Raw genomic sequence first — 19,722 nt, forward strand, 5'->3', positions numbered from 1 at the left:
GCACCGCAGGCGTAGTTTACACTACGTCGAGGAGCCCGACCGAGCGCAACGAAGTAGACATGGCCGCTCCCGCCATCCATGGCTCCCGCGGCACTTGTCCATCCATGGACGTCGCCCGTATCCGCCGCAGCAGCAGAAGCATGGTGAGAAATGCGGGTCAATCGGGACGGCCGGCTTCCGCGGGGAACCAGTGGCGGGTCCGGTTGCAGAACGAGCAGACCGATAGCATCACGGGGACTTCCACCAGGACCCCGACCACGGTGGCCAACGCCGCGCCGGATCCGGGCCCGTAGAGGGCGATCGCGGTGGCAACGGCCAGCTCGAAGAAGTTGCTCGCGCCGATCAGGGCCCCGGGGGCCGCCACGTTGTGCGGAACTTTCAGCCACTTCATCAGGCCATAGGTCAACGACGAGTTGAAGTAGACCTGGATCGATATAGGCACGGCGATCAGGAGAATGTGGAACGACCGCGCAGTGATGTTGTCCGCCTGGAACGCGAAGATGCACACCAGGGTGGCCAGCAGCGCCACGACCGTCACGGGATGGAGTACCGACAGGAACCTCTCGAACCATTCGCTCCCCTTTGCCCGGAGAAGCCAGGTCCTCGAAACGACCCCTGCGGCCAGCGGGATGACGATGAAAAAGAGGACCGCGTAGATGAGCACCATGAAGGGCACCGCCAGGGAGGAGGCGCCGCTGATCAGGAACTTCACAACCGGGGCGAACAGGACCAGCATGATGAGGTCGTTCACGGAGACCTGGACCAGGGTGTAGGCCGGGTCCCCGTCCGTCAGGTAGCTCCAGACGAAGACCATCGCCGTGCACGGCGCAGCGGCGAGAATAATGGTGCCGGCAAGGTACTGGTCCGCCAATTCCGGTCCGATCCAGGGCAGGAACAGGTGCTTGAAAAAGAGGTATCCGAAAAGCGCCATCGAAAACGGCTTCACCAGCCAGTTGACGACAAGGGTGACGATGAGCCCCTTGGGGCGTTTCCGGACCCCGAGGATCGAGGTGAAGTCCACCTTGAGCATCATCGGGTAGATCATCAGCCAGATGAGCACCGCGATCGGGATGTTGATCTGGCTGTCCTTGCCGAACTCCATCGTCCTCAACGCATCGACCGCTACGGGGAACGTTTTTCCGATAAAGATACCGACTCCCATACATAAGGCGACCCAGAGGCTCAAGTACCGCTCGAACACGTTCAGGCGCTTCTCCGCCTTCATGTCATCCTCCGGGAAATGAATGATCGCCGTCTTTCGGGTGTTCCCTGCCGCACGAAACGGGTAGGATAAGCACGTTGGATATTATTCGCCCCGCGCGGTATGATGTCAATTCGTTAATTGACGATGTGGAGGAAGTCACATGAGCTTGCGCGCATACGAGGATATCATGAAGGCCGCCTCCGACCCGACCCGTGTTAGGATTCTCAAGATCCTGGAAGGCGGGGAAATGTGCGTCTGCCAGATCATCGCGGTCATCGCCCTGGGCCAGTCCACGATTTCGAAGCATCTTTTTCTGCTGCGCGCCGCCGGATTGATCAAGGACCGCCGCGACAAAAAATGGATCCACTACTCCCTCGACGGGAAGAGCGTAAATCTTTACGCCGGCCCGGTTCTCCGGAATCTCCGGAAGTGGCTGAACGACGATCCCCTCGTCCTGAAGGACCGCGAAAGGGCGGCCATGGCAAGGGAGATCGGGCCGATCGCCATCTGCGAGCACGGCATGAAACTTCCGGGACGCAGATCGCCACTCACACGATTCCATAATCGGCCCTTGAAGCGGACGTACGGCACGGCAAGACCCATAGCATAAAATGGTTTAGAATCGAGCTTGTTTACTTTTTTCAGGGAGAATTGAAAGGTGGCCGTCACCTACGAAGAAGCGCTTGCATCCGTGCTGCCGATCATACGCACGCAGGATGTCCACCGCGTCTCCCTTGCGAACGTCGCCGGAGAAATACTTGCGGAAGACGTCCTCGCGGACCGGAACATTCCACCCTTTCCCCGGGCGGCAATGGACGGATACGCGGTGATCTGGACGGGCCGGGAAACCGGGACGACCTACAGGGTAGTCGGAACCGTCAACCCGGGGAGCGAGTGGCAGGGCGATGCGGCGGCATCCGACTGCGTCGGCATTATGACCGGAGCGAGTGTCCCTCCGCCCTTCGACACGGTCATCCAGGTGGAGCTTTCCGAGGCGGCTCCGGGAGGCTGTGTCCGTTTTACCGGGTCCGTAAAACGCGGGGAGCACATCGCAAAAGAGGGGGAGGACGTCCGAAAAGGCGCCCTGCTAATTCCTTCGGGGACGCTCGTGTCGCCGCATCACGTCGCAATCCTGTCATCGGCGGGCATGTGGGAGGTCCCTGCCTACAAGCGGCCATCCGTGGCGGTTATCGCCACGGGCAGCGAGCTGCTCGAACCCTGGGAAAGCGCGCGTGGAGCCATGATTCGCAATACCAATTCCCACTTCCTCCTCTCCGCGCTGAAGGAACTCGGTTTCCATGACGTCCGGTACCTGGGTATCGTCCCGGATGACAGGGACCGCATCGTCGCAAAGATACGCGAGGGACTCGACTGCGATTTCCTCCTGCTTTCAGGAGGCGTCTCGGTAGGAGAGGTGGACATCGTTCCGGATTGCCTGAAGGAATGCGGCGTCCGGAAGATCCTTCACAAGGTTGCCGTCAAACCGGGCAAGCCCATCTTCGCCGGAGAATCTGCCGGCGGAGGGATCGTGATCGGTCTGCCCGGAAACCCGGTCGCGGTGATGGTCCATTTCCACATGTTCATCCGGCCGCTGCTTCTGAAAGCGTCCGGGGCGGCGGAATATCTTCCGAAACCGATCCACCTGCCGCTTTCCGCAGATGCCTTCAACAAAAGCGGGGGTAAGAAATTCACGATAGCGAGGCTTGAATCGAGGGACGGCAAAACGCATGTGGTGGAAATACCCTCGCACGGGTCCGGAGATTACGTCTCGGCAGGCCGCGCCGACGGGGTGTTCGAGATCCCCCTCGGGACCGTGCGGCTTCCCGCCGGCCATATCGTGCGTTTCTATCCCATCTGGGGAAATTTTCTGTCGGACGGGAATCAATGACTCCCAAGGCGATTGCCTTCATCGCCCGGTCAGGAACGGGCAAGACGACGCTGATCGAAAAAATATTGCCGGAGCTGGCGGCGCGCGGTTACCGGGTCGGAGCGATCAAGCACGATGCCCACCGTTTCGACATCGACCGTCCCGGAAAGGACAGCCACCGGCTCACCGCCGCCGGCGCGCTGACGATGGTCATCTCTTCCGCGGAGAAGCTGGCCCTTGTGAAGAAACACGGCGGGTCGCCTTCCGCGGAAGATCTTCTCCGGGATTATTTCTCCGACATGGACATCGTGATCGTCGAAGGGTTCCGCTCGAGCGGCCTCCCGAAGATCGAACTTCACCGGAAGGGGAAGAACGATCCCCTCATATGCAGGGGGGAAAACCATGATCCTTCCCTGATCGCCGCCGCCAGCGACGAACCGCTGGACCTGGACGTGCCTGTCCTGGACCTGAACGACGCGCGAGGCATCGCCGATTTCATCGAGGCAAACCTTCTACGGGCGTGCCCGGAATAGAAAAGACCGGTGCGGATTACGGATCTACGAGGATTTTTCCCAGGCGGTCTTGCGGCAGACGTCTTTCCGGAAAAGCTTCCCGCCGATCTCGTTCAGGGCGATCCCCACCATGAAGGCAATGGCAAGGTTGCCCGTGACAAGCGTTATTAACCCTATGCTTGCGGTGACCGCCAGTTCGCGGGAGTCCTCCAGCACATCCGCGATCAGCAGCGCGTGTTCGAACCCGACATAGATCAGCAGGACCCCGAGGATCGACAAGGGCAGAAGGCCGAAGAGATCCGGTATCGATCTTCCGAACAGCAGGGCAAGCGCGATGAACAGCCCGCCGATGAAGAGATTGGCCCCTCCGCCCCTCGCCCCGAAACGGTAATGGGCCGTCAGGCCTCCCGACCCGTGGCACACCGGCATCCCGCCGATCAACCCCGCGAGAAGATTTGCGCCCCCCAGGGATGCCGCGAGACTGCGGATCGTCACGCGCCGCGCATCTTCACCGAAATACCGGCGCGATGTCTCAGCCGTGGCGGCCACAGAGTTGGCGAAAGTGAGCGGTATCTGCGGGAGGAGGAGAACGACGAGAACCGTGTAGATATCAGCGCCGAGGGGAATGCTCCATTCCGGACGGATCCAGCCAAGGGACAGGGAAGACGCCCCGCTGAAAGGCCTCTCCAGCAACCCGAGGAGCAATCCGAAGACCGTGACCACAAGGGCGGCGGGATACCGGCGGCTTTTCCGGGAAAGGAGGATGATGCCCGCGCAGACGACGGCGACTGCAACACCGTAAAGAACCGGCGAGCCCGCCATGCCGGCGATGGCATGGCCGCCGCCTCCGAAAACCGCCTTCCATCCGCTCTTGACCAGGAGAATTCCCAACCCGAGCTGGATACCACGCACGACGGGGCGGGTGAATATCCTTCCGAAAATCCTCTTCAGGTCGAACAGCGACAGGAGAAGGAAGAGGACCCCCATCGAGAAAGCCGCCGCGGATATTTCCTCCGGGCCGACGGCCATGGCGATTGCGATGGCGGACGTCGCCTTCAGCGGCTGGACAGGCATCGGCAGGCCGTAATAGAGGCCCGCCGCTATATACGCGAAACCCGCCGACAAAAAAAGCGACGTCGCGTTCACTCCATTGACGACGATCAGGCCGATGGCCAGGGGAAGAAAGGTCGCGAGGTCTCCAAGGGACCCGGAAATCTCCATCAGGTCAAGTTTGAACCGGCCCCCTGTTCTCCGCACCGTCAGCCCCCAACCGTCGACATGACGGCGGACCCGTCACTCGCGACAAGGATCTTTTCGCAACGGAGGTCGATGTTCATTCTTCCGAAGGTATCGGGAAGTCCCACGCCCGCCCTCACGCCTCCGGGCCGAGCTTTTCGGGGAGCGTCCCCGGAACGGGGGTATTCATGATGAACGTCGAAAGTCCATCCGCAAGCAGCCTGTAGAACTCATGATCGGAACCGGTCCTGATGCTTTCGCAGAACGGCTCGACCCAGGGGCGCAGATAATTTCCCTGGAACTTCCGCTGCATTTCCAGGTAACCGTAAGCGCCGTTCCTGTCCCCGTGCCGGATCGCCCTCGTCTCTTTCCCGACGAGGTAATACATGAATTCCAGCTCCGCGGCAATGTGGTCGGGAGCCTCTTCGAAATCGGCAATCAGGGACAGGCCGGCCCGACGATAAAACCTTAGAACCTCGATCGTCGAGTCGCCCATCAGTCTCCTGCCCGAATCCAGGTATACCGACCCGTACGGAGGCGCCTGCAATTCGAAGGGCCCCACGAACAACTTCGCATGGGCCGCGGCGAGTTCGACATCCTCTGTTCGCGATAGCGCACCGGCCATCCCTTCCGCATGCGAAGCCGCTTCCGGGCAGACGGATTCAAGAAGCCTGCGAAGGTTACCCGGCACATCCTCCTCCAGCAACGCTTTCCTGTCGGGAGGGTAAAAGCACGCGGCAAGAAGCCTGAAGCAATCCCCCCTTTTCACCTCCGCGGCGACGAAACCGTCACTGGACACGATAACTCATGCACCTCCCCGGAAGGGTAAGGTACGGCGCCAGGCCCCCCCCGGCCTGGCGCATCCCTATAGAGATACCTTGAAGCTCCGGATGTAATAAACATTCGGACCGGTGCCTTCCTCGGGTTTCAGCACCTGGGCCTTGTACGTCTTCAGGAGCTTCGCCGGTTCGCCGGCCGGATCCTTGATATCGCCGAAGATACGCGCCCCGGAAGGACAGGAAACCACGCAGTAGGGCAATTCTCCCTTTTTGACGCGATGGTCGCAGAAGATGCATTTTTCGATGACTCCGGCGCGGCGGATATCGTCGTAATCGGGGTGGCCGTACCTGTTACGGTGGGGTGGGACCGAGCCCGCTTGTGCGGCTGTCGCCGCGCCGGATGCCGTTCCGCCCGGGATCATCTCCGAGGCGTCGCGGAAATTCGGGTGGGTTTCCTTCTTGAACTCGTTGAAGCTCAAGACGCTCCAGTCGCCTGCGCCGATTGCCTCCTTGCTGTAGGGGCAAGCCCGCTGGCACGCCCGGTCGCCTTTGCACCTCTCGTGGTTGATCATGGTGATCCCGTCCGGCGTCTTGAATATGGCCGGCGGGGTCACGGGACACGCGGCGACGCAGGGGGCGTCCGTGCAGTGGTTGCACATCACTGGACGGGTGATATGGGCGACGTTCGGGAACGAGCCGGACTCTTCATACAGGAAGCCCGCCCAGTTGAACGACTGGCCGTTCCCCCTGTTCTGCGTGTTGTTCTCGGTCTTGCAGGATATCGCGCAAGCCCCGCAGCCGACGCACTTTTGAAGGTCTATAACCATTCCGTACTGTTTCATTTATCGTCCCTCCCTCAGGCCTTCTCTATCTTGACGCCGGTGAAGCCGCCGTTGCGGGCGGTCGAGCCGCTGAGACGGTCGTAGTCGTCCGGGAGGATCTCGTTGTTGTTTCCGCCCCTCGGCAGGAACTTCGAATAATCCAGCGCCGCCACGCGGCCGTAGGCCCAGTGCCCCTGTCCGTAGCACTTGGCCACGGTTCCGGGCCGCACCCCCTGCCACAGCCTGGCCGTGGCGAGGATCGAGCCGGTTACGGATGTGAGACGGATCCTGTCGCCGTCCCGGATATCCAGCCTGGATGCGTCCGCGGGATTGATCTTTGCGACGTCGTCCCAGCTCCTGTCGCCGACGTCCACCGCCTTGAACTCGTGGTACCAGGCGATGTTCTGGCTGCGCCCCTCACGGTTCAGGCGCGACTTGTAATCGATGAAGGTGAAGGGGAACTCCTTCTCGTTCCCCCATCGCTTCGGCGACTCGTAGTGCGGGACGAAGGCCAACTCGCCGCGGGCCTCGTAGCCGCTGGCCTGAAGTACTTCGTCGATCGTGACGTTGTGCTTCTTCGCGTGCTCCCCGAAGGCCTTCTTCATCGTTTCGCTGTAGAACTCGAACTTCTTCGTTTCGGTCTTGAACTTGCCCTCGAACTTCCCGGTCGCGGGGTCAACCTTTCCCCAGTTCTTCCTGTAGGGGTAGGTCTCGGTGTTGTATATCCCCCGCTTGCGGAACTCCGCCCAGCCCGCGACCTGGTCCCCTTTCATCTTCTCCTTCCCGTTCCACACTTTCTGGCTGGAAATCCTTGCGGCGATTTCCGCGAACTCGGCGGCGTTCGCCGGCTTCTTCCCGGTTTCCGGATCGGCGAAGGAGGCATAGTAATCGTGCAGGTTGGAAAAGCCTCTGGCCTTGAGCTTTTCAGCCAAAAGCCACATCACCTCTGTCTCTTCGGCCTTGACCTGCCACAGTGTCTTTCCGGCGGGCTGCTGGATCGAGAGGTGGCCGTGCAGGTTCGCCATGCTGGCGATGATCGAAAATTTCTCCGCGGGCGCGAAGGTCGCCGGGAGGACGATATCGGCGAATTGAGTCATCTCCGACGCGTTGGTCACCATGTGCACGAAGAAGGGAATCCTTTCCAGGGCCTTCTCCCAGCGCTGGGCGCCGGTGCAGGAGAAGGCGAAGTTGCTCCAGGAGCTGATGAAGACCTTGACCGCGTCCGGATCTTTCAACAACCCGTTGGCCACGTTGTTTGTGACCACCCCGCTGCCCGGCTTCGCGCTCATCATGGCCGGCATGTCCTTCGCTCCTCGGCCGTCCAACTTCTTCCCCTTGCCGGCTTTTTTCGCAAGCTCGTCGACGTATTTATCGAGAGAGGGGAATTTTTCCGTCGGAGCGCTCGAGCCCTGCATGACACCACCCTCGGTCTCGATCGAGCCGAGTATGCCGTTCAGGGCGTAGACCGCCATGGCGGCATAGGTGCCGCGGGGAGTCATCGCCACCCCCGGACCCATCCAGACGGCCGTGGCGGACCCGGCCTTGCCCATAGCCCGGGCCACGCGGAGGATCTGGTCCTCGGGGATCAAGGTCTTATTCGCGGCCCATGCGGGGGTCTTGTCCTTCAGCTCCAGGTTCCACCACTTCACGACGCCGTGTGTCTGCTTCTCCGTGAATGACGCCTCGTCGACGGTGGCGCCGGCTTTGAAGAGGTTCTTGCCGTCCTTGAAATCGCCGACGAATTCCTTGCTCCACATGCCTTCAGTCATGATGGCGTGCGCGAGGGCTGCGGCGAGCGCGCCGTCCTCCCCCGGCTTTATCGGCAGCCATTCCGTCGCCTTGGCGGCCGAGGCCGAAAGGCGGGGATCGACGGCGAACACGACGCCCCGGTCAAGTATCCGGCCGAACTTGTCTATGGCGTTCGGCACCTGGCGGTTGGAGCTTAAGGGGTCGCAACCCCAGACCACAAGGCATTTGGTCCTGGCAAGATCGTAATCGCGGTATCCGAAATACCCCTGGGTATATCCGGGCCCCATCTTCTCGGCCTCGGCGCAAATTGCGCTGTGGGAGAAGTAGTTGGGGGTGCCGAAGATCTTCGGCAGGGTTCCGTAAAGCAGGTCTGTGGAAGTGGGCGAGTACCGGCCTCTCATGTACATGAGCTTCTCGGGCTCGTTAGCCTTGCGCAGCGACATCATCCTGTCGGCGATGGTGTCCAGCGCCTCGTCCCAGGTGATCGGCACGAACTTCGGGTCGACGCCGCGCCCTTTATTCGCATTGGTCCTTTTCATGGGCACTTTGACCCGGTCGGGATCGTACACCTGCTGAACGATCATGTGGCCGCGCGGACAGACATGTCCGCCGTTTGCCTTTGAGAACCGGTTGCCCCGAACCTTGACTATCCGCCCCTCCTGGACGAATAACTCGGCGGGACACCAGGCGGTGCACCCCTGGCACGTGGTGGGGATCCACGCTCCCGGGCTCTCCAAGGGCGATTTGGAGACATGGTCGGCGGCAAACGCATTCAGAGAATACATTCCCACCGCCGCCATGGCCCCTGTCGTCGCCGAAACTTTAAGGAAATCCCTGCGGCTGATCTTCATCCTTCACCTCCTCGAGTAAGCGTCACGAGTGCCTGTGCTCAGAACCGGGATTCGCCTATAAACCATTTTATTGCATATCTTAAAAGATAAATGGAAAATACAATACTTAATCCCTGTATTTTCTCTCAATTCCCATGCCGCACGTAACTTGTTGGATTCAAAGAAAATACCTTTGGCAAAACGTAACCCGGAAGAAACATCGCAGAAGAGGTATGACGGCTAAGAAGTTGATTTTATAAATTATTTCCCGCGTTCCATAGGGTCGACCTATTGTTACTTATTGGTAACATATTTAATATGAAGCCCGTGGCCTTCATTCGATCCCGAACGCATTTATTTTTTCCCAGAGCGTCTTCCTGCTGATGCCCAGGATTTCGGCAGCTTTCGATTTCCCACCCCCGGTAGTTCGCAGCACGCGCAGAATATGGTTCTTCTCCGCTTCAGCGGCGACATCGGAAAGAAGAAGGCTCCTCGCCCGCTGTCCCTTCGCTATCGCCGGGGGGAGTTCCTCCCTGCCGATCACGCCCGATGTCGCGAGTGTGACGCACCGCTCAACGGTGTTCTCGAGCTCCCTGACGTTCCCGGGGAAATCGTGAATGATAATCGCATCCGCCGCTTCCTTCGAAAGCCTTACGTTCTTCGACTGGATTTTCCTGTATTTGTCCATGAAGTGTTCGATCAGGGCCGGGATGTCCTCCTTCCGCTCCCTCAAGGGTGGAAGCACGATCGGAATGACGTTCAGCCGGTAATACAGGTCTTCCCTGAACCGCCCTGCCCCGACCTCCTTTTCGAGGTCCCTGTTCGTCGCCGCGATCACTCGCACGTCGACGGTCAGCGTTTCCGTCCCGCCGATCCTCTCGAACTGCCGCTCCTGCATGACACGCAGTATCTTCGCCTGGGTGGACTGGGGCAGGTCCCCCACCTCGTCGAGGAATATGGTTCCTCCGTCGGCAAGCTCGAACCGGCCGGGCTTTCTTTTTATCGCTCCGGTGAACGCCCCTTTTTCATGGCCGAAGAGCTCGCTCTCTATCAGCCCCTCGGGAAGCGTCGAACAGTTGACCTTGATCAGCGGCTTGCTCCTCCTGGCGCTGCGATAGTGAATTGTCGTGGCGGCCATCTCCTTGCCCGTGCCGCTTTCGCCGAGGAGGAGAACGGTAGACGAGGATGCGGCCACCTTGTCGATGAGGAAGAAGATCTTCTTCATCCCTGCGCTTTCGCCCACGATGTTCGGAGCGCGGGAATACGAGTTCAGGTCTTTCCTGAGCCGGATGTTCTCGTCCTTCAGGCGCTTGAGATCGAGCGCCCTTTCGACGAGCAACAGGAACTCGTCGAGCGAGAAGGGCTTGGTAAGGTAATCGAAGGCCCCCAGCTTCATCGCTTCCACCGCGTCCCTTATGGTGCCGTAGGCGGTCATCACGATGACCTGGATGTCTCCCCGCCCCGCGATTTCCCTTACGATGGCGAACCCGTCGATGTCCGGGAGCCTCACGTCGGTTATCACGACGTCGCACGATGTGTTTTGTATGGCATTGAGGCCCGCGGTGCCTGTAGCGAAAGACATGACCTCGTACCCGGCCCCTTTCAGCGCGTCTTCCAGGGTCACGCGCATGATCTTGTCGTCCTCTATTAGTATGACGCCCCCGTTCATGTTGCCTCCCCCGCCGGGAATCGCATGGTGAACCGGCTCCCCTTTCCCGTTTCGCTTTCGACGGCGATCTCCCCGCCGTAGCTGCGGACGACTTCGTATGCGAGCCAGAGGCCGAGGCCGGTCCCCTCCCCTGCGGGCTTGGTGGAAAAGAAGGGGTCGAAGACCCTCCCGAGGTTTTCCGGCGGGATTCCGGCGCCGGTGTCGATGATATCGATGGCGACGAGCGAGTCGTGCACGGCGGCCCTGACCGTCAGCACCCCGTCGGCGCTCATGGCGTGGACCGCGTTTATCAACAGGTTGAGAAGAAGCTGCTGGAGATCGTGCGCATCGAACGTGAAGCGCAGCTCCCCGGGAACCTCGTTCCTGAATGCGATCCGGCCGTCGCTTATCTTGTACCTCAGGAAGGCGTATGCCTCTTCGACGGCGTTCCGCACATTCACCTCGGCGAGGGCGCGCTCCTTCTTGCGGGACATCCACAGCAGCTTGCCGACCGTCGCCTCGATCCTGTCCATCCCCTCCCTGACGAGATCCAGGTATTTCTCCCTGAGGCCCGTGTCCGCGCCGTTTTTTTTCAGCATCTGGAGGCAATTGAAGATTCCGCCCAGCGGGTTGTTGATCTCGTGGGCGACGCCCGCCGCAAGGACTCCGATGGACGCGAGCTTCTCCGATTGCACCAGCTTTTCATGCGTCTTTTTCAGTTCCTCGTTCGCCTGCCGGATCCTTTCGATCATGCCGTTGAACCGCTCGCCGAGAACGGCGATCTCGTCGCTCCCCTTTACGTCCACCTTCAGGTCGAGGAAATCTCCGCGCGCCCTTTCCATGGTGTCGGCAAGCCTGGTTATGGGGCTAATGAACCGCCTGCTCAAAAGAACGACGATGACGAAACCGCCCAGCAGAAGAAACACGGTCAGCGCCGCGATCCTCTTCACCATGGCGAGGATTTCGCGCTCGACCTTCTCGAGGGAGATCCCGAATTTCAGGGTCCCCCACCGTTTCGTCCCGATCGAGAGGGGAACTCCGAAGTCCAGCGCATTGTGGCCGTCCCTGGAAAATCGCTGAACGGTGGTCAGCTCCGCGGCGAGTATCCTCCGTGTCATATCGTCCGAATATACCTTCCCGTATTCTGTAATGTCGTTGTGAGAGATAACCTTGCCTTCCTCGTCAAGGATCGCCACGTAGATAAGGTCCGTCTCCTTCCGGTGGAAGACCTCCGCCGTGTAATTGTCGATTAGCCCGCCCTCTTCGACCAGCCCCAGCTTCTCGTATATGAGGTCGTTGATGATGGGTATCGCGAGCGTCTCGCCGAGCAACCGCCCCTGTTTCTCCGCTTCCGCATACATGATGCTCTTTTCCCTCTCTACGGCCAGGTAGCCCAGCGCGGTCATCATCGCTATGATCGCGCACGTCGTTACGAGAATGAATTGAAACTGAAGCCCTTTCCCCGATAACAGAGGGACCGGGCGAGTCATAGCCTGATATTCGGATGGCATCCCATGCCGCATGCCCGCGGAACCGCGTTGATCTGCAACCGTATATTTTCGTAATCCCTTTCCGACGCCTCGGTAAAACCGTTCTTCAGGTCTTCATCGAGGCGCTTCAATACCTTTCTCCCCTCGTCCTCGGAAGGGTTCAGGCCGAGAAGGGCCTTCCTTATCGTTTCAACGACCGTGGGAGATACGTTCTTTCCGGCGACAAGCGGCCCCGTCGGTATGGCCTCGGATACGGCGATGGTCTCTATGCCAAGCCCAAGATATTTCTTCGCCACCGATTCCCGCACGGCCCCCGCATCGAACCGTCCCTTGAGAACGGCCTTTACCACGGAATCGTGGAAATCGAAATTAGCATATCCCTTCAGGTCCCCCAGATGGATGCCACTTTCGGCCAGGAGATAGCGGGGAACAAGGTTCCCGGATGTCGATTTTGACGATGCGAAGGCGACGCTCCTCCCCTTCAGGTCGGAAGGGCTGTTCATGGGAGCGCCTTTCCGCTTGATGATCACGCTCCTGTTCTGTGCACTACCGTCTACCCCACGAGGTTTCAGGATGCACCTGACGTCGCTTCTCGCCCGGGCCTCGAGGTAGGTCAACGGACCCAGCAAGGCGACGTCCGTTTCTCCGTTCACGAGAGCGCCCACGGTCTCCGCATAGTTTCTTTTCAGCACGATCTCGTAGGAATACGGCGTCTTCCTCGACAGGTAATCGATGAGGGGCTGGTACTTTTCGTAAAGGATCCTGGGGTTGTCCCTCGGGATGATCCCGAACCGCACCGTCCTGCGGTCGCCGGTTTTTTTCGGCGCCGACACGATGCCCGCGATGGCCCGGTCCATCTCCCGAATCCCGTCATAGTCCTTGTCGGAAATTTCGGCGAATCCGTCGATCATCATGGCGTCGAGGATCGCTTTGCCCTTCGGATCCTTCTCCATCGCGAGAAATGCGTCCCTTACCTTTTTCTTGAGGATGGGATCGACATCCGTTGCGACAACCACCGGAGGGATTCCGAAAGGAGGGGAACGTTTGATGATTTTCGTCTGCCTGACGTAAGGCGAACCGGTCCTCCGCATGTGCTCGTATACGATGCTGTCTACCGCCGCTCCTTCCGCGATCCTTTTCGCCACCATCTCGACGGACTTGTTATGGCTGTAGCTGTAGTGAATTCTTCCGAAAAACCTTTCCGGGGTGAACCCCATCGTCTTCAGAAGATAGGTGGGGTAGATCTTGCCGGTATTGGATTTCGGGTCGGTGAAGGCGAATGCCTTACCCTTTAGTTCCGGGAATGCCCTTATCTGGCTGTCGATGTGGACGATGACGTACGAGTGGTACCGCAGGCTTCCGTTCACCCTCGGCGCAACCAGGAGTTCGACTCCGAATTTCTCCCGGTCCTTGACATAAGGAGCGGAACAGATGAACGCTATCTTGACCTCGCCCCTTTCGAGGAGCCTGTCCATCTCGTCATACGTCCTCCTGTGGACCATCTGAACGGGCTGTCCGATCCTGTTCCCGATGTATTCGATGATTTCCTGGTAATACCTGACAGTGTCGACCGGCGTGATCATGGAGGATACACCGATCCGGATCGGCGCCTGCCGGGCGGCGTATACGGAAGGAGCGACAAGAGATGAGACAGCGAGGAAAAAGAGGAGGAAAACGATTGTTTCGAAAAAGGCGGAAGCGTTCCGGATGATGAACCGGCGGGGAAACGCACGGGCGACAAGACCCATAATGGCCGGATTATATCCCGGATTATATCATTGTCCATGGTCGCTCCTTCGACGGACGCCTCCCGGTGCAAGCTGCGGCCTCGGGGAGGCAATCCCGCAAGCGGGATTTCGTGACGTGAACCGACCGGCGGTTTTTGGTACTATTCACGGAGAAAACGACCCATTTCGGAGGAAGACCCGATGAAGGTGCGCTCCATCGACCAGCTGGAACTGACCGGCAAGCGCGTTCTGATCCGCGTCGACTTCAACGTGCCAATGGACAAGGAAGGGAACGTCACCGACAACACCCGCCTCCAGGCGGCGCTCCCCACGATCCGGCACGCCGTGATGAGCGGGGCGAAGACGATCCTTCTATCCCACCTGGGGCGCCCCAAGGGGAAGAAGGTCCCGGAGATGAGCCTCGCGCCCGCCGCCCGACGGCTCTCCTCCCTCATGGGAAAAGAGGTGACCTTCGTGCCGGACTGCGTAGGTCCCGATACCGAAAAAGCCGTCGCGGCGATGCGGCCGGGCGACGTCCTGCTGCTGGAAAACGTCCGCTATTATGCCGATGAAGAGAAGAACGACGAGGGCTTCGGGAAGAAGCTGGCGGCTCTTTGCGACGTCTATGTGAACGACGCCTTCGCCACCGCGCACCGGGGCCACTCCTCGAACGTCGCGATCGTGAAGTTCGTGATGGAGAAGGCCGCGGGGATGCTGATGAAGAACGAGATAACCTATTTCGAGAAGGCGCTCGTCGATCCGGCGAGACCTCTCGTCGCGGTGTTCGGGGGTGCGAAGATCTCCGGCAAGATCGAAGCGATCAACAACGTTCTGGGCAAGGTGGACAAGATCCTCATCGGCGGCGCGATGGCGAACACCTTCTTCGCCGCGAAGGGGCTCGAGGTGGGCAAGTCGCTCTTCGAGGCCGAAATGCTGGAGACGGCGAAGCAGGTCCTGGCCAACGCGGCGGGCCGCAAGGTGAAGCTCTACCTACCGGTGGACGTGGTGGTCGCCGATCGTCTCGACCCTTCGGCGTCAGTGAAGCCCGTTCCGGTGGAGGAGATCCCCCCGGGCTGGATCGCGGCGGACGTCGGGCCCGCGACCTCCCTCCTGTTCAAGGAAGCGCTCCATGGGGCGCGCACGATCGTCTGGAACGGGCCGCTGGGCGCCTTCGAGATGGGGCCGTTCGCAAGCGGAACCTTTTCCCTTATGCGCGCGCTGGCGGAAAGCGACGCGATCACCATCGTCGGGGGCGGCGACACCGATACGGCGCTCCACAAGGCCGGGCTTTTCTCGCGTATGTCCTACGTTTCCACGGGCGGCGGGGCGTTTCTCGAACTTCTCGAAGGGAAACGGCTGCCGGGGATCGTCGCGCTGGAAGAGTAACGATCGATCGAATAGGCGCCGGAGGCAGGTGGCTGTATTATAGTCAGCTCCAGTATCCCTTGCGCTTGTGCTCCTCGATTTCCTCCTCCACCATCCGGAGGTGCCGGATTTCCTCGTCTATCAGTTTTTGGTACATTTCCCGCCCTTCCTTGTCATGGGCTTCCTGGAGATACCGGGTGTAGAGCGCGATCCCCATCTGTTCGTGCTTCAGCGCCTCGACCAGGTTGCGGTTGAACAGCATAAGTTCGGATACCCGTACGTAATCCTCTCCGGTCAGCCCCGGACGGTCGCCGGATCCCTCTTCTTCTTCGCCCAGTATCCTCTTCCATAACGATCCCATGTCCGTCTCCTTTTCCGCCGGACGATCCGGCCGTGCACGTTCATTGTATAATCTGCTCGGAAAACAAGGACACTCCCCGCTACCGCAAACGAACCGGAGGATGAAATTGCCGGACCCAGCACCGAAACGCCGCGTCGAGGAGCTTCGGCGGCTCATCCGGTACCACAACGAACGCTATTACCGCGACGACGCTCCGGAAATCTCAGATGCGCAATACGACGCCCTGTTTCGGGAATTGCTCTCCATCGAGGAAGCGCATCCCGAACTTTCCGATCCCGAATCCCCCACGCAGCGTGTGGGCGCCGAACCGGTCGAGGCGTTCGGGACCGTCGTGCGGACCCTTCCCATGCTCTCCCTGCAAAACGCGTTTTCGGAAGAGGAACTGCGCGAGTTCGACGCCCGGGTCCGGCGGTTCCTTAAGGCGCGCGGCGTTCCCGAGAGCAACCTGGATCGGTCGGGATACGTAGCCGAGGTGAAGATAGACGGGCTTGCGGTCGAGCTAACCTACGAGGACGGTAAATATTCCCGCGGCGCCACGCGCGGCGACGGCGTGCGCGGGGAGGACATCACACAAAACCTGCGGACGATCCCCGACGTCCCTCTTGCCATTCCACGCATGTCATCCTCCGCCGCCGGGAAAACCTCCGAAGCGATATCGATGCCTCCTCCCCGCCTCCTGGATGCAAGAGGCGAGATCTATATGCAGAGGAACGAATTCCGGGAGCTGAACAGGGGCCGGGAGAGGCTCGGAGAGCCGCCCTTCGCGAATCCCCGCAACGCAGCAGCGGGCTCCGTCCGCCAGCTCGATCCCCGGGTGACGGCAAGCAGGCGGCTGCGCCTTTGGGTTTACGGAACCGGCAGGATGGATGGGCTCCAATTCAACCATCATTGGGAAGAACTCGGGCTGCTTGCCGGTTGGGGGTTCCCGGTGAACCGCGAAGGAAGCAGGGTCTGCAGGACGATCGAAGAGGTCCTCGAATTCTACCGGCGCATGGAGAAAGAGGCGGAGGCGCTCCCCTTCGAAATCGACGGCGTCGTGGTGAAGGTGAACGACCGGAATCTCCAGGGAGAACTCGGCGAAATTTCGCGGTCCCCCCGCTGGGCGATCGCGGCGAAATTCTCCCCCGACCGCGCCGAGACGACGGTGGAGGACATCGTCGTCAGCGTGGGGCGCATGGGAACTTTGACGCCTGTCGCGAACCTTGCGCCGGTCGTCGTGCGCGGAGTCACCGTGCGCAGGGCGACGCTGCACAACCAGGACTTCGTGGATCAGAAGGACATTCGCGTGGGGGACCGGGTCGTCGTCCAGCGCGCCGGGGACGTCATCCCGGAAGTGGTGGAGTCCCTCTCGGCGCTCCGGAAGGATACGGAACGGGGGGAACCTTTTCGGTTGCCCTCGACATGCCCGATCTGCTCCTCGCCCGTGGAAAGGATCCCGGGAGAAGCCGCCCATCGCTGCACGGGAAAAGGGTGCTCGGGGAAACGGAAGGAATCCCTGCGCCACTTCGTATCGAAAGGCGCCATGGACATCGAAGGGCTGGGAAGCAAGATCATTTCCCTCCTGGTGGACGAGGGATTGGTGTCGGAGCCCGCCGACATTTACGCGCTGGATGCGCAGACGCTCGCGGGCATGGAGCGGCTGGGAGAGAAATCCGCGGGCAACCTCATGCGTTCCATCGAAAAGAGCCGGACGCCGACCCTTTCACGCTTCCTTTACGCCCTCGGGATCCCGCACGTGGGAGAGCATCTCTCCACGGTCCTCGCCCGGCGCTTCGGGTCTCTCGACGCGCTTCGCAAGGCCTCTTTGGAGGAACTTTCCGAAGTTCACGAAATCGGCCCGGAGGTGGCACAGAGCGTCTCCGGATTTTTCTCCTCCGCGGAGGGGGCCCGCATCGTCGACCGCCTGCTGGAGAGGGGTAGAATGGAAATACGGCCGGAGCCGCAAACCCAGGGAAAACTGGCGGGAAAGACGTTCCTGTTCACCGGATCTCTTGAAATGCCAAGGGCGAAAGCCCAGGAGATCGTGCGGAAAGCCGGCGGGAACGTCGCCGCAAGCGTAAGCCGAAAGGTGGATTTCCTGGTGGCGGGCGGGGACCCGGGATCGAAGATCTCGAAGGCGAAGGAGATGGGGATTCCGATCCTCACGGAAGGGGAGTTCCTGGAATTGGCGGGAGCGGTGGGAAAGAAATGAAAGACGCGTCCGAAGCGCTGGTCGTCGTTTCAGGACGGGTGCAGGGTGTGTTCTTCCGCGCGTCGACGCGAGACGCGGCCGCGCGCTGGGGCGTCCGCGGGTTCGTCCGCAACCTTCCCGACGGCAGGGTCGAAGCGGTCCTGCAGGGGGACCGGTCCGCCGTGGAGAGAGTCGTAGCCTTCATGCGCGAGGGCCCTCCGGGAGCATATGTAGAGGCGGCCGACGTCAAGTGGCGCGTCCCCTCGGAAGAGTTCGATGGATTCTTCGTCAGGCGCTGAAGGGCGCGTCGCGGCGCACTGGGCCCACGAAGGGGACGCCGTCCGCTGCGGGCTCTGCCCGCATTTCTGCAAGATCGCCGACGGGAAACGCGGTATCTGCCGCGTGCGGGAAAACCGCGGGGGGACGCTTTACGCGCTCACTTACGGCATGGTGGCGGCCGCGGCTATGGATCCCATCGAAAAGAAGCCGTTGTTCCACTACCACCCGGGATCGGCCATCCTTTCGATAGGGTCGATCGGTTGCAACTTCCGCTGCGGCTTCTGCCAGAACTACCACCTGGTAACGGGGCAGGCGCCCCTGGGCCCGGCGCCGATCCCGGAGCTGATCCGCGCGGCGAAGGATGCGGGATCGGTCGGCATCGCCTACACCTACAACGAGCCCCTGATATGGTTCGAGTTCGTCGCGGACTGCGCCCGGGAATTCCGGAAGGAAGGAATGGCCAATGTGCTGGTGACCAACGGCTACGTCTCGCCGGAACCGCTGGCGGAACTCCTGCCGCTGGTGGATGCGATGAACATCGACCTGAAATCGATGGACCCGGAATTCTACCGGAAAATCTGCGGGGGGACGCTCGAGCCGGTGCTTGAAACGATCCGCGCCGCAGCGCGGAGCGTCCACGTCGAGATCACCACCCTGTTGGTCACCGGCGAGAACGATTCGGACGAGTCGATCCGGCGCGTCGTCGATTTCGTAGCGGAGACGGACCCGGAGATCCCGCTCCACCTCTCACGCTACTTCCCGCAGCACCGGTTCACCGCCCCGCCGACGCCCCCTGAAAGGCTTGCCGCTGCGTGGCGCATCGCGCGGGAAAAGCTTTCCTACGTCTACGTAGGTAATTACCATATCCCGGGAAGCGAGGACACGAAATGCCCCCGGTGCGGCGCCACCGTTGTACGGCGTACGGGATACCGCGCCACGGTCACCGGGCTTTCAGGAAACCGTTGTTCCTCATGTTCCGCAGGGCTTCGCTTCGTCGTTTAGAAAAGCGAATTATTTCCATATCTTTGGATGAAAATTTTCCGCAACGGTAAAAACCGGAAATACTTTTTTCCTCGACAATAATGTCTGCACCTGATTAATTCTTTATTTTTGCCATGTTACAGTAGAATGACTTTATGGCCCCCTTCTTGCAGCTTTTGTTGCCAAGCAATTTATTTGTGTGTATTATTATGTAAGCCGCTCAAAGGATAGTTCAAGAAAAGTGTTTGCCCACGATATTCCGGGACGATTCTGTGGGGGGGGGCGGCCCGGGAGTTCCATTATACTTACGGGAGTGTGCAATTCCATGCAGACATTCACCGTGTACAGGGTGGACTACGCCAGCGGAATGAAAGTCCCTGTCGGGGCCATCCAGGAGCGCCGCACCAAGGAGCGCGGGGCCAATTTCTTCGGCCTGCTGTTCCTCGCGAGAAAAAAATACGCGGAATCCCCGCTGGATGCTTTCCGGATCACGCTGGGAAAATCCAGGATTGAAAGTCCGCACGTGGGCGGGTTGCGAAGGAGCCCGGGGTAACGCCGCATTCCGTTCCTGCTTTCCACAAAGGCCGTATCGCCATAAATTCCCCAATGTCTATGCGGCTTTCAGAGAACATGATATAAATTACCTTCATGAGAAGCGCGCTTCTCGTCTTCCTGTTCTGCCTCTCGTTGTGGTCGCCGCCGC

The 19,722-nt window shown here is 60.3% G+C and carries 17 protein-coding genes; 8 read left to right on the forward strand and 9 right to left on the reverse strand.

Going from position 1 to position 19,722, the window contains the following annotated elements:
- Nucleotides 1-157 precede the first annotated feature (157 nt).
- Nucleotides 158-1,225, reverse strand: coding sequence for an ACR3 family arsenite efflux transporter (gene arsB / locus HY896_02495; GenBank protein ID MBI5575214.1), 1,068 nt, complete (start codon nt 1,223-1,225; stop codon nt 158-160).
- A gap of 145 nt (nt 1,226-1,370) precedes the next feature.
- Here arsB and HY896_02500 point away from each other — a divergent pair, with 145 nt between their 5' ends.
- The 3 genes from HY896_02500 to mobB are packed head-to-tail and all read left to right on the forward strand — an operon-like array spanning nt 1,371 to nt 3,604.
- Nucleotides 1,371-1,814 (forward strand): winged helix-turn-helix transcriptional regulator, encoded by a 444-nt coding sequence (locus HY896_02500; GenBank protein ID MBI5575215.1) that lies wholly within the window; start codon nt 1,371-1,373, stop codon nt 1,812-1,814.
- 48 nt (nt 1,815-1,862) lie between these two features.
- Nucleotides 1,863-3,092 carry a molybdopterin molybdotransferase MoeA gene (locus HY896_02505; GenBank protein MBI5575216.1) on the forward strand — a complete coding sequence of 410 codons (1,230 nt, stop codon included), beginning with the start codon at nt 1,863-1,865 and terminating at the stop codon, nt 3,090-3,092.
- Entirely contained in the window at nt 3,089-3,604 is a 516-nt protein-coding gene (gene mobB / locus HY896_02510; GenBank protein MBI5575217.1) for a molybdopterin-guanine dinucleotide biosynthesis protein B, read from the forward strand. Before HY896_02505 ends, mobB begins: the two co-directional genes overlap by 4 nt.
- 24 nt (nt 3,605-3,628) lie before the next feature.
- On the opposite strand, the gene HY896_02515 is transcribed toward mobB, so the two are convergent.
- The 7 genes from HY896_02515 to phnD form a co-directional block, all read right to left on the reverse strand.
- Nucleotides 3,629-4,840 carry a sulfate permease gene (locus HY896_02515; GenBank protein MBI5575218.1) on the reverse strand — a complete coding sequence of 404 codons (1,212 nt, stop codon included), beginning with the start codon at nt 4,838-4,840 and terminating at the stop codon, nt 3,629-3,631.
- Nucleotides 4,841-4,955: 115 nt separating this feature from the next.
- Nucleotides 4,956-5,618 (reverse strand): molecular chaperone TorD family protein, encoded by a 663-nt coding sequence (locus HY896_02520; GenBank protein MBI5575219.1) that lies wholly within the window; start codon nt 5,616-5,618, stop codon nt 4,956-4,958.
- 66 nt (nt 5,619-5,684) lie between these two features.
- A complete protein-coding gene (locus HY896_02525) occupies nt 5,685-6,440 on the reverse strand; it encodes a 4Fe-4S dicluster domain-containing protein (GenBank protein MBI5575220.1) in 756 nt (251 codons plus the stop codon).
- A 14-nt stretch (nt 6,441-6,454) separates the two neighbouring features.
- Nucleotides 6,455-9,019 carry a molybdopterin-dependent oxidoreductase gene (locus HY896_02530; protein MBI5575221.1) on the reverse strand — a complete coding sequence of 855 codons (2,565 nt, stop codon included), beginning with the start codon at nt 9,017-9,019 and terminating at the stop codon, nt 6,455-6,457.
- A gap of 313 nt (nt 9,020-9,332) precedes the next feature.
- Nucleotides 9,333-10,667: a sigma-54-dependent Fis family transcriptional regulator gene (locus HY896_02535; protein MBI5575222.1), complete on the reverse strand. Its 1,335-nt coding sequence runs from the start codon at nt 10,665-10,667 to the stop codon at nt 9,333-9,335.
- A complete protein-coding gene (locus tag HY896_02540) occupies nt 10,664-12,136 on the reverse strand; it encodes a HAMP domain-containing protein (protein MBI5575223.1) in 1,473 nt (490 codons plus the stop codon). Before HY896_02540 ends, HY896_02535 begins: the two co-directional genes overlap by 4 nt.
- Complete coding sequence (gene phnD / locus HY896_02545; GenBank protein ID MBI5575224.1) at nt 12,133-13,884, reverse strand: phosphate/phosphite/phosphonate ABC transporter substrate-binding protein; 1,752 nt, start codon at nt 13,882-13,884, stop codon at nt 12,133-12,135. The genes HY896_02540 and phnD overlap by 4 nt, the downstream gene beginning before the upstream one ends.
- A 180-nt stretch (nt 13,885-14,064) precedes the next feature.
- Here phnD and HY896_02550 point away from each other — a divergent pair, with 180 nt between their 5' ends.
- Nucleotides 14,065-15,249: a phosphoglycerate kinase gene (locus HY896_02550; protein MBI5575225.1), complete on the forward strand. Its 1,185-nt coding sequence runs from the start codon at nt 14,065-14,067 to the stop codon at nt 15,247-15,249.
- Nucleotides 15,250-15,292: 43 nt separating this feature from the next.
- Here the strand turns inward: HY896_02550 and HY896_02555 are convergent, their stop codons facing one another.
- Nucleotides 15,293-15,589, reverse strand: coding sequence for a ferritin-like domain-containing protein (locus HY896_02555; GenBank protein ID MBI5575226.1), 297 nt, complete (start codon nt 15,587-15,589; stop codon nt 15,293-15,295).
- A gap of 106 nt (nt 15,590-15,695) precedes the next feature.
- On the opposite strand from HY896_02555, the gene ligA reads away from it, so the two are divergent.
- The 4 genes from ligA to HY896_02575 all read left to right on the forward strand — a co-directional run bounded on the left by ligA (nt 15,696) and on the right by HY896_02575 (nt 19,572).
- Nucleotides 15,696-17,780 (forward strand): NAD-dependent DNA ligase LigA, encoded by a 2,085-nt coding sequence (ligA, locus tag HY896_02560; GenBank protein MBI5575227.1) that lies wholly within the window; start codon nt 15,696-15,698, stop codon nt 17,778-17,780.
- Nucleotides 17,777-18,058 (forward strand): acylphosphatase, encoded by a 282-nt coding sequence (locus tag HY896_02565; protein ID MBI5575228.1) that lies wholly within the window; start codon nt 17,777-17,779, stop codon nt 18,056-18,058. The genes ligA and HY896_02565 overlap by 4 nt, the downstream gene beginning before the upstream one ends.
- A complete protein-coding gene (gene amrS, locus HY896_02570; GenBank protein ID MBI5575229.1) occupies nt 18,036-19,040 on the forward strand; it encodes an AmmeMemoRadiSam system radical SAM enzyme in 1,005 nt (334 codons plus the stop codon). The genes HY896_02565 and amrS overlap by 23 nt, the downstream gene beginning before the upstream one ends.
- Nucleotides 19,041-19,344: 304 nt before the next feature.
- Nucleotides 19,345-19,572 carry a hypothetical protein gene (locus HY896_02575; protein ID MBI5575230.1) on the forward strand — a complete coding sequence of 76 codons (228 nt, stop codon included), beginning with the start codon at nt 19,345-19,347 and terminating at the stop codon, nt 19,570-19,572.
- The last annotated feature ends 150 nt before the right edge of the window (nt 19,573-19,722 follow it).

The sequence above is a fragment of the Deltaproteobacteria bacterium genome (genome assembly GCA_016218975.1).
Classification (GTDB): Bacteria; Desulfobacterota; Deferrimicrobia; order Deferrimicrobiales; family Deferrimicrobiaceae; genus JAENIX01.